Source organism: Hungatella sp. L36 (genome assembly GCF_014288035.1).
In genome coordinates this window covers 210,966-224,472 of sequence record NZ_JACOPC010000011.1, presented here as the reverse complement: position 1 = coordinate 224,472, position 13,507 = coordinate 210,966, and the positions used below count along the sequence as shown (strand labels likewise).

Genomic DNA, 13,507 nt, shown 5'->3' with positions numbered 1-13,507 from the left:
CAACAGCAATACCAGCGGTCAGATCTCTGACCGCCTTTTTTTAACTAATAATTTTTTAGATTTATAGAAAAAAACTATAAGTATCCTTTCCGAATTGTATTCAAAATATCCACCCAAAAGACAGAAATAAAGAAAAATGCACAAAAATGAAAATGGTATTGACAAATAGTTGTACAATATGGTAGACTCAAACTGTCAGAGGTCAGAAAATTTAATAGAGATAAGTATTCAAAGAAACTTATATATGCTCATAATTGGTTGAGCGTTTCTACCAACTACCGTAATAGTTGTCTATAAGTTTTTGCATGACTGTCAGCACGATCAGTAAAGACTGCAAAAGACACCAGTCATGCGAAAATTATAGGGGTGACGGTGGTTTTTTTTTGAGATGGAAGTCGTCCGGACGCGATTTTACAGCTGTCTCTCCTATAACAGGAATACGGAATAGGAGGGAAAATGGCCGGAGATAAGAATTTTGTACTGAAGGGAAACATCTGTTACAGCGAAGATGCAAAGAACTTAAAACTGGTAGAAGCCGGATGGCTCGTCTGCAGGGAGGGGCTGTGTGCCGGAGTTTTTGAGACACTGCCGGAGGAATACGCATCGTATCCGGTGACGGACTGCGGCGATCAGATCATCACACCAGGACTTGTGGATTTACATGTCCATGCACCGCAGTATGCGTTCCGCGGTCTGGGAATGGATTTAGAGCTTCTGGACTGGCTGAATACCAACACATTTCCGGAGGAGTCCAAGTACCGTGATTTAGATTACGCGAAGAGCGCCTATGGAATTTTTGCTGATTCCATGAGGAGCAGTGCGACTACGAGAGCCTGTATTTTCGCAACCATCCATAATCAGGCGACAGAGCTTCTCATGGATCTCATGGAGGAAACTGGATTAAAGACCATGATCGGCAAGGTCAACATGGACCGGAACTCACCGGAGTACTTATGTGAAGAGAGTGCGGAGCAGTCTGCGGCCGACACGGTGAAGTGGCTGGAAGACACGGCGGATCAGTATGAGAACGTCCGTCCGATCCTGACACCTAGGTTCATTCCATCCTGTACGGATGAGCTGATGAGGAAGCTAAAAGAGGTTCAGAAGAAGTATGACCTTCCGGTTCAGTCTCATTTGTCTGAGAATCAGGGCGAGATCGCATGGGTACAGGAGTTGTGCCCGGAGTCACGCTTCTACGGAGATGCTTACGATCAGTTTGGCCTGTTCGGCGGAGATGTGAAGACCATTATGGCCCACTGTGTATCCTCGACCGAAGAGGAAATCGAGTTAATGAGAGAACGCGGCGTATACGTCGCCCACTGCCCGGAATCCAATACGAACCTCTCATCCGGTGTTGCACCGGTGAGAACCTATCTGGACAAAGGCGTCAACGTGGGGCTTGGCTCTGACGTAGCCGGCGGAAGCAAGGAATCCATATTTTACGCCATGGCACACGCAGTCCAGGTATCCAAGCTGAGATGGAGACTGCAGGATACCAGCTTAAAACCGCTTACCGTGGAAGAAGCTTTCTATTTGGGAACCATGGGCGGCGGCTCATTCTTCGGAAAGGTTGGAAGCTTCCTGGAAGGCTATGAGTTTGACGCATTGATTCTCGACGACAGCGATATCCGCCATCCGCAGCCGCTTTCCCTGAAGGAGAGACTGGAGCGTTTCATCTATTTGTCTGATGAGAGGCATATAAAAGGAAAGATCGTAGCGGGAAACAGAATTTTCTGATATAATTAAAGAAAAGTGTAAATTTAAAACTGAATATAGAATTTCGAGAAGTTACCATATACGAAAGAAACCCATATATACTGAGCTGCGTGGGGCTGCTCTGCTATATAAACGAAAATCATTCAACTATCAAGGAGGTAGGAAGTATGGAAACGAAGGGAAACGAGAACTTTTTTGAGAAAGTGTTCCACTTGTCGGAAAACCACACGGACGTCAAAACCGAAGTTGTAGCCGGTATTACCACATTTATGACCATGGCATACATACTTGCAGTAAACCCGAGCATCTTAAGTGCGACTGGTATGGACAGCGGCGCCATATTCACGGCGACTGCACTGGCGGCACTGGTAGCGACTCTGTTAATGGCAGCATTTGCAAACTATCCGTTTGTACTTGCACCAGGTATGGGATTAAATGCGTACTTTGCATACACCGTTGTTTTGAACATGGGTTACACCTGGGAGATGGCTCTGGCAGCTGTATTCGTAGAAGGTCTTATCTTCATTCTTCTGTCACTGACCAATGTGCGGGAGGCGATCTTCAACGCAATCCCGATGAACTTAAAACACGCGGTATCCGTAGGTATCGGTCTGTTCATCGCATTTATCGGCCTTCAGAACGCGAAAATCGTTGTGGACGGCGCCACACTTGTTTCTGTTTACTCCTTCAAGGGTGCTTTAACGGATGGAACCTTCAATTCCGTAGGAATTACAGTTTTATTAGCAATCATTGGTATTCTTATTACCGCAATTTTAGTTGTTAAGAATGTAAAGGGCAATATCTTATGGGGAATCCTGGCAACCTGGATTCTTGGCATGATCTGCCAGGCGGTCGGCTTATATCAGCCGAATCCGGAACTTGGCATGTACAGCGTATTCCCGGATTTATCCTCCGGTTTCGGTATCAAGAGCATGGCTCCGACGTTCTTCAAACTGGACTTCTCAAGAGTGTTATCCCTTGACTTCCTGGTAGTTATGTTCGCGTTCTTATTCGTCGATATGTTTGATACGCTGGGAACGTTAATCGGTGTAGCTTCCAAGGCCGACATGCTTGATAAAGACGGAAAGCTTCCGCATATCAAGGGTGCTTTGATGGCAGACGCTGTTGGTACATCCGTAGGCGCATTATTCGGTACTTCCACCACCACCACCTTCGTAGAGAGCGCTTCCGGCGTTTCTGAAGGCGGCAGAACAGGTTTAACGGCAGTAGTAGCAGCCATTTTATTCGGCTTATCCTTATTCCTGTCCCCGATCTTCTTAGCGATTCCGTCCTTTGCAACGGCACCGGCTCTGGTAGTAGTAGGATTCTTAATGCTTACTTCCATTACGAAGATCGACTTCAACGATTTTACAGAAGCAATTCCATGCTACATTGCAATCATCGCCATGCCGTTTATGTACAGCATTTCTGAAGGTATTGCCATGGGCGTTATCTCCTATGTAGTCATCAATCTGGTTACGGGTCACGCAAAGGAGAAGAAGATCAGTACGCTGATGTATGTTCTGGCGGTACTGTTTGTACTAAAATATATATTGATTTAATAATATATAGAGCAACTGAAAATAGCAACCTGAGCAAATCAGGAGAACCGGTCATGTAGACATTGTCAAACGGGCTGGCGGCGACATCACTTTGATGGATGAAATTGTCCTGAAAAAGTCTCGTCGCTGCCAGCCTTTCTTATTTTTTAAGAACAGGGGCCGGCCGGAGCCTGATTAGCAGGAGAATAAAAGAAACAGGAGGTAGGATACCATGGGAGTTGGTAATAACATGGTCCGCGTTGACGCCATCGAGAAAGTGACCGGCGGCGCCAAATATACGGCGGATTTGGAACCAAAAGGACTTCTTGTGGCTAAGGTCGTAAGAAGCACAATTGCCAATGGTGTAGTAAAAAGCTTTGATTTGGAGGCAGCTCTGGCCGTGCCGGGAGTCGTTAAGATTGTTACGTGTTTTGACGTTCCGGATATTCAGTTCCCGACACCGGGACATCCCTGGTCTGTGGAGACCGCGCACCAGGATATTGCAGACAGAAAGCTGTTAAATACCAGAGTCCGCGTCTACGGTGACGACATCGCTGCGGTAATTGCAGAGGATGAGATCGCGGCAAGCCGTGCGGCGCGTCTGGTGAAGGTGGAGTATGAGGAGTACGAACCCATGCTTACCGTCGAGGCTGCCATGGCGGAAGGAGCCACGGTTCTTCACGAGGAGAAGCCGGGCAATGTAATCGCCCATTCCAGCTTTGTAGTAGGGGAAGGAACCTATCAGGAGGCTGTGGAAGGCGAGGACGTGGCAGAGATCGATCATGTCTATGCGACGCAGAGCGTTCAGCACTGCCATATCGAGACTCCGATTTCCTTTGCTTACATGGAAAAAGGAAGGATTGTCGTGACGACTTCTACGCAGATTCCTCATATTGTACGCCGTGTCATCAGCCAGGCGCTGGGAATTCCGGCCGGTGAAATCCGCGTGATCAAGCCGTACATCGGCGGCGGATTCGGCAACAAGCAGGACGTCCTTTATGAACCGTTAAATGCGTTCCTCTGTACCCAAGTGGGCGGAAGAGGCGTCCGCATGGAGATTTCCAGGGAAGAGACGCTGGCCTGCACGAGAGTGCGTCATGCCATCAAGCTGCACGTGAAGGCGGCAGTGAGAAAGGATGGAACGCTGGTAGCGAGAAAGCTGGAGGCATACTCCAACCAGGGCGGTTACGCTTCTCACGCCCACGCCATCGTGGCAAACACATCCAATGAGTTCAAGCAGATTTACCACGACGAGAAGACGCTGGAATCCGACGCTTACACCGTCTATACGAATATTACCACGGGCGGCGCCATGAGAGGTTACGGAATTCCGCAGGCTGCATTTGCTGCGGAGTGTATGGCCGATGATCTGGCTGTGGCCGTTCATATGGACCCGCTGGAATTCAGAATGAAAAACTGCATGCCGGAGGGCTATGTGGATCCCCATACCCACGTTGCATGTAATACATACGGCTTAAAGGAATGTATGGAAAAAGGCCGGAACTATATTCATTGGGACGAAAAACGGAAAGAGTATGAGAACCAGACCGGTCCTGTCAGAAAAGGAATCGGTATGGCGATCTTCTGCTATAAGACAGGAGTTTACCCGATCTCTCTGGAGACCGCTTCCTGCCGTATGGTTTTAAATCAGGACGGCTCCATGCAGCTGCAGATGGGCGCTACGGAGATCGGACAGGGCGCGGATACCGTATTTACCCAGATGGCCGCGGAGACCACCGGTATTACGGAGGACAAAGTTCATATTCTCTCCACGCAGGATACCGATATTACACCGTTTGATACGGGCGCTTACGCATCCCGCCAGACGTATGTCAGCGGTATGGCCGTGAAGAAGGCCGGACTCATTTTCAAGGACAGAATCCTGGATTATGCGGCATATATGCTGGATAAAGAGAAAGACACCATGGATATCCAGAATAACGTGGTGGTCGATAAGGAGAGCAGGGAGAAGCTTCTCGATATGGCGGAGCTTGCGACGACGGCTTTCTACAGCCTCGACCGCTCGATCCACATCACCGCGGAGGCGACCAGCCACTGCAAGGATAATACCTTTGCAACGGGCGCCTGTTTCGCAGAGGTGGAAGTGGATATGCCTCTCGGCAAGGTGAAGGTGACCAATATTGTTAATGTTCACGACAGCGGCACGCTGATCAACCCGAAGCTGGCTGAAGCGCAGGTTCACGGCGGCATGAGCATGGGACTTGGATACGCGCTCAGCGAAGAACTCCTCTTTGATAAGAGCGGCAGGCCGTTAAATGACAACCTGCTGGATTACAAACTGCCTACCTCCATGGACACGCCGGATCTCCACGTGCAATTTGTGGAACTGGACGATCCGACGGGTCCATTTGGAAATAAAGCGTTAGGTGAGCCGCCGGCTATTCCGGTCGCACCGGCCATCCGGAACGCAGTGTTAAACGCAACTGGTGTAGCGGTAGATTCCCTGCCTCTTGACCCGCAGAAGCTTGTGGCTCATTTTAAGGCAGCGGAACTGATCTAGAAGGGACGGTGATATTCCATGTATGATATTGAAAAATTATACCAGGCAAAAGATATAGGGGATGCGATCCGTGCCTTGAAGGAAGACCCCGAGGCCGTCGTCATTTCCGGCGGCAGCGACGTGCTCATTAAGGTCAGGGAAGGCAAGCTTGCCGGATGTTCCCTGGTCAGCATTCACGGAATCAAAGAACTGGAAGGTGTGAGAATGGAAGAGGACGGCACCATCGTCATCGGTCCGGCGACCACATTTTCCCATGTAACCAATAACAGGATTATTCAGAAATATATCCCGATTTTAGGGGATGCCGTGGACCAGGCAGGCGGACCGCAGCTGCGCAACATCGGTACGGTGGGCGGCAATGTCTGTAACGGTGTGACCAGTGCGGACAGCGCCTCATCCTTCTGCTGTCTCGACGCGGTCTTAGTCGTCGAAGGACCGGAGGGAGTGCGGGAGATTCCGATCCGTGAGTGGTATACCGGCCCAGGAAAGACGGTAAGGCAGCACGACGAGATACTGACTGCCATCCGGATCCGCAAGGAGTCCTACGAGGGCTTTGGCGGCCATTACATCAAGTACGGCAAGAGGAACGCCATGGAGATCGCTACCATGGGCTGTGCGGTCACAGTAAAGCTGACCGAAGATAAGAAGCACATCGAAGAAATGCACATCGGCTACGGCGTCGCCGCTCCGACCCCGATCCGCTGCTTTAAGGCAGAGGAAAAGGTGAAAGGCATGGAAATCGGAAACGAGCTGTTTGAGACGCTGGGCAAGAGCGTTCTGGAGGAAGTTAATCCACGTACCAGTTGGAGAGCTTCCAAGGAATTCCGTTTACAGCTCATCGAAGAGATGGCAAAACGTGCCCTGAAACAGGCGATTATAAATGCAGGGGGTGAATGCGATGCTTAAGATTGTTCATATGATTGTCAACGATAAAGAGGTCGAGGTGGCGGTAGACGACAGGGAATCCTTACTGGAGACGCTGAGGGACCGTCTGGGCCTTACCAGCGTGAAGAAAGGCTGTGAGGTCGGAGAGTGCGGGGCCTGTACCGTCTTAGTGGACGGCGAGGCCATCGACAGCTGTATCTACTTAACCATGTGGGCGGAAGGACGCCGGATCATGACGGTAGAGGGCTTAAAAGGTCCTAACGGCGAGCTGAGCACGATCCAGAAGGCATTTGTGGAAGAAGCGGCCGTGCAGTGCGGATTCTGTACGCCGGGTCTGATCATGACCGCGGTGGAGATCGTGGGAACCGGAAAACGGTACAACCGCGAGGAATTGAGAAAGATGATATCCGGCCATCTCTGCCGGTGCACGGGATATGAAAATATCTTAAACGCCATGGAGAGAATCGTGGAAGAGACTTATAAGGTGGTTGGCAAAGAGGATTAAAGGGAGAAGCGTGTTACTGTTTTCATAGAGCTTCATTATGTTTTGGATTGTTTCGAAGAGAGAAAAAGCCGGAGCGGCGACATTTGGGAGAGTGTCGCCGCTCCGGCTTTTTGGGTGCGGTGAGGTGTGGGGCGGAGAAGGGGAAGATTGGATTGTTGGGGGATATTTAGACCTGTTTCGGAAAAATGATGCGGAAGCAGACTGTCAGACGCGGCATTTCTATGGTATGATAGATGAAACGTAAGTGACACATCTAAGAAAACGAGGACAGAGCGTATGGAAGACGGGCTGAGAACCGTGATGAAAGAATACATCGATCAGGTAAACGACGTTTGCCTCCGTTTGCTGGCTGGCCTCTGCCTGAAATCCAAAGCGGATTTTCTGTGCAGCAGAAAGCTGCGCTGGGGCATCGAGTATGAGATCAACGGAACGAAGTATCTGCTTCATGGGGCCGGATGCCGGGCCTGTGACGGGGAACGGTATCTGGACTGGAACTTTGGCTATGGAAGCAGATGGTGTGGAATAGACCCGTGGCTTCTCGCCAGGACGCTGGAATATAACCGGGATCCGCATACAGAATACTACGACGGAAACCGAGTGAAAGCGGAATGTGAACAGGCGGTATCGCTTGGCGAAATGTATCAGAAGCACAATCTCTATTACTTCACAATTCCTGTCAGCGAAACCTTTGAACCACAGTTTCCCAAAGAATTTGATACTCTGATCGTGGAACATTTTGAGGACCGGTGGGTGATCCCGAGGAACCGGATGGTTGAGCGCTTCTTGAGAAAGAGCAGAAGGGTGTACAGGGAAATCGGCAGCAGCCTGAATAAATATACACTGAGATTCATGCTGGACGGGAAAGAGACCGGTACATTTCTGTACGATGATATCTGTTATCCGGAGCGTGCGGTGACGATTATGAGAGAAATTCTGATAAACCTCGGGAGCGGTACAGACAAACCACAGAGAATGGAGAACAGATGAAATATTTAATATACGGAGCAGGAACGATCGGAATAACCTATGGATGGCTGCTGTCTCAGAATCACGAGATCGACCTGCTGGTGAAGCCGGAGCACTATGAAGAACTGTCTGGAGGAGTGGTTTTATCCGTTAAGGACTTGAGGAAGAAGGCCTCCTCTTACGAGAACGTGACTTTTTATCCCAGCTGTGTGACGGAAGTGACAGACCATTACGACGGGATCCTGGTAACTGTTAACCGGTGTCAGCTGGCGGGCGTTCTGCCCCGGCTTTCAGAGCTGGCTGAATATACAAAATATTTTGCATTTATGCAGAATAACTGGAATATTCAGGCGGAGATCGAGGCGTACTTATCGGCGGATCAGTATCTGATTGCGTTCCCTTCCAGCACGGGAGGCGGCCGCGATGAAGCCGGTTTAAAGGTCATCCTCTCCGATGAGGCAGTAAGGCTGGGCGGAAAATGCCGGGCCGGGCTTGGCGACATACAGACAGCGCTGAATCAGTCCGGGATTCGTACGGTTTTCGATAAAAATATCTTTGACTGGATGAAGGTCCACTATTTGCAGCAGTCTGTTACGGCGGGCGCTGTGCTGGAGTGCGGGGGCTACGGCTCATTTGCGAGTGACTATCAGGCCGTCAAAAAGGTGGTCAAGGCGTTTCGGGAGGGGATCGGTGTGTGCCGGATGCAGGGAGTCGATACGAATAAGACATTTCCGGCCGGCCTGTTCAAACTCCCGACATTTGTGGCAGCCCATATCATGCAGAACATGTTTTTAGAGGCCAACACCAGGGAGATGGTGGAAAACCATATGAAGAAGGGGCTCCCGGAATGGGCGGCGGGCTATCAGGAGATCTTAAACGCCGGAACGTGCTGCGGCCTGCCTATGACGGTATGGAGATCGTACGATGAGGCGGTGGAAAAGTACTGCCTGGAACAGACCTTGAAATGTTAAAAATGCACAAAAAACAGACGAATTTTTTATTAGTTTATACAGATTGCAGGAAATGAGACTGTCTGCTATACTAACACACAGTAAGAATTGCACCTTGATAAGTACATCTCTATATGGCTGTTTAAAACATAGCTGGGTTCACGCGGCATATTTTCTCCCAATTTATATTCGGCGACATTAGTCTTGACGATATGAAGGGACGAATCGTGAGCGTCCCTGTCCGCCAGCAGTATACCAGAAGTATAGTTGTATGAAACAATGCATATTTTTACGTAAAAAATTCAGGAGGAATTGAAATGGCAGAAACTCTATTGATGAAAAACGTAAAGTATCTTGTGACATGTGACGACAACGACAGGTTTATGACGGATATTAACATGCTGGTGACAGATGGGGTAATTACCTACATTGGAACAGAAGAAAAAACAGCTGATAAAATAATTGATGCGTCCCGGATGGTTGTCTATCCGGGACTTATTAATTCCCATCATCATTTATATCAAACCTTCACAAGAAATCTTCCACAGGTACAAAACATGGAACTCTTTCCATGGCTGAAAACTTTATATGAGATATGGAAGGGCATCGACGGCGACAGTGTCTACTACAGCTCCTTAACCGGAATGGGGGAGCTGTTAAAGACTGGCTGCACGACGTGCTTAGACCATCACTACGTGTTTCCGGAGCACAGCGCCGGAGCACTTCTTGACGCGCAGTTTGCGGCGGCGGACGCCCTGGGAATCCGGATGGCGGCCACGCGGGGCAGCATGGATTTGAGTGTGAAGGACGGGGGACTGCCTCCGGACAGCGTGGTTCAGACGATCGATGAGATTTTAAGGGATTCGCAGGCGGTGGTTGAGAAGTATCATGATTCTTCCCGGTATTCCATGCACACCGTTGCGCTGGCGCCCTGTTCGCCGTTCAGCGTGACCGGCGGCCTCTTAAGAGAATCAGCGGTCCTGGCCCGCAGCCTGGGAGTCCGCCTCCATACGCACCTGGCGGAGACGAAGGACGAGGAGGCGTTCACCCTGGAGCATTACGGCATGCGTCCGCTGGCCTATATGGAGAGCCTGGGATGGATCGGAGACGATGTCTGGTATGCTCATGGAATCCATTTTAACACAGAGGAACTGGAACTTCTGGCAGCGACGGGAACCGGAGTGGCCCACTGCCCTGTCTCCAACATGAAGCTTTCCTCCGGCATTGCCAGAATCCCGGAAATGCTGCGGCTGGGAGTGAAAACCGGACTGGCCGTAGACGGAAGCGCCAGCAACGACGGCTCCAATATGCTGGAGGAGATGCGGGTGGCCTATCTGCTTCACCGCCTGAATTCCAGCAGTGAGGCTCCATCCGGTTACGATATCCTGAAGATGGCTTCGAGAGGGAGCGCATCGATTCTCGGGCGAGAGGAACTGGGACATTTAGCCGAGGGGATGGCGGCAGATTTCTTTGCCATATCCCTGGACCGTATCGAGCTGGTCGGCGGACAATACGACCCAAAATCACTGCTGTCCTGCATCGGATTCAAAGGTGCAGTGGATTACACGGTTGTGAACGGGAAGGTCGTGGTAGAGCAGGGCCGTCTCGTCAATGTGGAAGAGGAAAAGATCGTATCGAGGGCCAACGCGGCTGTGGAAAAACTTCTGTATATAAAGTGAGGATCGTGAGATGAATGAGAAAAGAAATGCTTCGGTTTTTGATTTAAATGGAATACCCAAAATGTCCCAGACACTGCCCCTGGCGCTCCAGCATGTGGTTGCCATGATCGTAGGCTGTGTGACGCCGGCCATCATCGTTGCGGGAGTGACAGGCGCCAGCCGGGAGGACCAGATTATCCTGATCCAGGCGGCGCTGCTCATATCCGCGGTTGCGACGCTGATCCAGGTGTTTCCTGTCCATAAATACTGCGGCTCCGGCCTTCCCGTCATTATGGGCGCCAGCTTTGCATACATACCCATGCTGATATCGCTGGGAAGCAGGTTTGACCTGCCCACCATTTTCGGCGCGCAGCTGGTGGGCGGCGCGGTTGCGATCCTGGTCGGTGTCTTCTATAAGAAGATCAACGCGCTGTTTCCTCCCATTGTGACGGGAACTGTGGTCTTTACGATTGGTCTTTCCCTGTATCCGACGGCGGTGAATTACATGGCAGGCGGCACGGGAGCGGCGGACTTTGGAAGCCCTCTTAACTGGGCAATCGCCCTTTTTACGCTGGGCGTCGTACTTTTCTGCAATCACTTTACGAAAGGGATCACGAAAATGGCATCGATCCTGATCGGGATGGCCTGCGGCTACGTTCTGGCCCTTGTGCTGGGAAAGGTTTCCTTCGCGCCCGTCGCGGAGGCGGGCTGGTTTCAGATCACGACACCGCTGCATTTTGGCATTAAATTTGAACTCACCTCGATCATATCGATGACAATCATGTGTATTGTGGGATCGGTAGAGGCAATCGGGGACTTTACCTCCACAGCGGGAGGCGGCCTGGACCGGGAGGCCACGGAGAATGAGATGTGCGGAGGGATAATCGGGAATGGAATCGCCTGCATTCTGGGCGGTCTGTTTGGCGGAATTCCCACGGCGACATTCAGCCAGAACGTGGGAATTGTCATTATGACAAAGGTGGTAAACCGGTTTGTGATCGGTACGGCAGCTGTTATCATCCTTCTGGCCGGATTTATTCCGAAGTTCGCTTCGCTGCTGACGACCATCCCCTCCTGCGTGCTGGGAGGCGCGACGGTGTCCGTCTTCGCCATGATCGCCATGACAGGAATCAAGCTGATCGTGAAGGAAGAGCTGACCGCCCGCACCATCTCGATCGTGGGCCTGTCCGTTGCCGTCGGTATCGGCGTGATCCAGGCTCCGGGCTGTCTGGGACTGTTCCCGGACTGGGCCAGAACCATATTTGGGGAATCGGCGGTCGTGATGTCCAGTATCATGTCGATTGCACTGAATCTGATCCTTCCGAGGGAAGAGGCGGAAGCCATGAATGCTGCGATGAACAGCAATGGAATTTAGGGGGATGAATCTATGGGAAAGTTAACGGGTAAATTAGAATTTGCAGCAGCCTGGTCCTTCCGGGAGGCGCTTAAAAACGGCGGCGCAGAGACGAAGCTGTCCATGGTTTTGATGGGACTCGGAAATATTGTACATAAACAGGTCGCCAAAGGCCTGATCTACATGGCAATCGAAGCGGCTTACGTGGTATTTATGATTATGACCGGCTTTCACTGCATCTCCATGCTGGGAAGTCTCGGCACCGTGGGGCAGCAGGTGGTCTGGGACGAGGTGAACCAGGTCTACTTATATACAAAGGGAGACCAGTCTGTGCTGATCCTGCTGTATGGAGTGGCGGTGCTGTTTCTGACCGTACTTATGGCGGCCGCATGGTACGGCGCAGTGAAGAGCGCCTATAAGGCCGAGTGCCTCGATAAGGCGGGAAAGCATGTAAACAATTTCGTGGAAGATGTAAAGAGTCTGCTCCATGAAAATTTATACCGCCTCTTCATGACGCCGCCGCTGACCTTTATCTTCGGGTTTACCGTGCTGCCGCTGATCTTCATGATCTGTATGGCGTTTACCAATTACAGCAAAATCGACAACCATCTGGTTCTGTTTGACTGGGTCGGCCTCGATAATTTCCGGGCGCTGTTTGATTCCAGCAGTATCCTGGGAAGTACCTTCTGGTCAGTCCTGTCATGGACTCTGGTGTGGGCGTTTTTTGCCACCTTCACCAACTATATCTTCGGTATGATCCTCGCGATCGCCATCAACCGGAAGGAGACGAAGGCCAAAGGCTTCTGGCGGTTCTGTTTCGTCCTTTCCTGTGCGGTTCCCATGTTCGTATCGCTGCTGATTATGAGAACGATGCTGCAGCCCAACGGCGCCGTTAATGTGCTCCTGAGAAATATCGGGCTGATCGGAGCCGATGCCAGCCTTCCGTTCTTTACCAATCCAACCTGGGCCCGCGTAACCATTATCGTCATCAATATCTGGGTCGGAGTTCCCTACACGCTGCTTCAGCTGACCGGCGTCCTTCAGAGCATCCCGGCCGACGTATACGAGGCAGCCAGAGTGGACGGCGCCAATGCCTTCCAGACCTTCTTTAAGATCACGCTTCCGTATATGCTTTACATTACCACACCGTACCTGATTGCCACCTTTACCGGCAATGTCAATAATTTCAATGTCATCTACTTATTATCCGGCGGCGATCCGGTGACGGATTTAGCCTCTACGGCGGGCAAGACGGACCTTCTCGTCACCTGGCTCTATAAGCTGACGATTGATAAACAGTATTACAACATCGGCGCAGTCATCGGTATCCTGACGTTTATCATTCTGGCCGTGGGAGCGCTGCTCACGTACCGCAACAGCAAATCCTATAAAGATGAGGAGGCATTCTAGT

General features: G+C 50.9%; 11 protein-coding genes and 1 riboswitch. All 11 genes read left to right on the top strand.

What is annotated here, in order from left to right:
* Window positions 1–218: 218 nt before the first annotated feature.
* Window positions 219–314: riboswitch (purine riboswitch) on the top strand.
* A 142-nt stretch (window positions 315–456) separates the two neighbouring features.
* Window positions 457–1,737: an amidohydrolase family protein gene (locus H8S80_RS23340; RefSeq protein ID WP_117632258.1), complete on the top strand. Its 1,281-nt coding sequence runs from the start codon at window positions 457–459 to the stop codon at window positions 1,735–1,737.
* A 146-nt stretch (window positions 1,738–1,883) separates the two neighbouring features.
* The gene (locus tag H8S80_RS23335; protein ID WP_110322504.1) at window positions 1,884–3,278 is read left to right on the top strand and encodes an NCS2 family permease; all 1,395 of its coding nucleotides are present in this window, start codon (window positions 1,884–1,886) and stop codon (window positions 3,276–3,278) included.
* A gap of 211 nt (window positions 3,279–3,489) precedes the next feature.
* Entirely contained in the window at window positions 3,490–5,778 is a 2,289-nt protein-coding gene (gene xdhA / locus H8S80_RS23330) for a xanthine dehydrogenase subunit XdhA (RefSeq protein ID WP_117632259.1), read from the top strand.
* A gap of 18 nt (window positions 5,779–5,796) precedes the next feature.
* On the top strand, window positions 5,797–6,684 hold the full coding sequence (xdhB, locus tag H8S80_RS23325) for a xanthine dehydrogenase subunit XdhB (RefSeq protein ID WP_002602681.1): 888 nt from the start codon (window positions 5,797–5,799) through the stop codon (window positions 6,682–6,684).
* Window positions 6,677–7,168, top strand: a complete 492-nt coding sequence (gene xdhC, locus H8S80_RS23320) for a xanthine dehydrogenase subunit XdhC (RefSeq protein WP_002602682.1) — start codon at window positions 6,677–6,679, stop codon at window positions 7,166–7,168. Before xdhB ends, xdhC begins: the two co-directional genes overlap by 8 nt.
* A 37-nt stretch (window positions 7,169–7,205) precedes the next feature.
* On the top strand, window positions 7,206–7,412 hold the full coding sequence (locus tag H8S80_RS23315; RefSeq protein WP_117632260.1) for a hypothetical protein: 207 nt from the start codon (window positions 7,206–7,208) through the stop codon (window positions 7,410–7,412).
* A gap of 32 nt (window positions 7,413–7,444) precedes the next feature.
* A complete protein-coding gene (locus H8S80_RS23310; protein WP_117632261.1) occupies window positions 7,445–8,155 on the top strand; it encodes a DUF6896 domain-containing protein in 711 nt (236 codons plus the stop codon).
* Complete coding sequence (locus H8S80_RS23305) at window positions 8,152–9,105, top strand: ketopantoate reductase family protein (RefSeq protein WP_117632262.1); 954 nt, start codon at window positions 8,152–8,154, stop codon at window positions 9,103–9,105. Before H8S80_RS23310 ends, H8S80_RS23305 begins: the two co-directional genes overlap by 4 nt.
* Window positions 9,106–9,401: 296 nt before the next feature.
* Complete coding sequence (locus H8S80_RS23300; RefSeq protein WP_117632263.1) at window positions 9,402–10,763, top strand: 8-oxoguanine deaminase; 1,362 nt, start codon at window positions 9,402–9,404, stop codon at window positions 10,761–10,763.
* A 10-nt stretch (window positions 10,764–10,773) separates the two neighbouring features.
* Window positions 10,774–12,117, top strand: a complete 1,344-nt coding sequence (locus tag H8S80_RS23295) for a uracil-xanthine permease family protein (protein WP_117632264.1) — start codon at window positions 10,774–10,776, stop codon at window positions 12,115–12,117.
* 12 nt (window positions 12,118–12,129) lie between these two features.
* Complete coding sequence (locus H8S80_RS23290; protein WP_117632265.1) at window positions 12,130–13,506, top strand: carbohydrate ABC transporter permease; 1,377 nt, start codon at window positions 12,130–12,132, stop codon at window positions 13,504–13,506.
* Window position 13,507 lies beyond the last annotated feature (1 nt).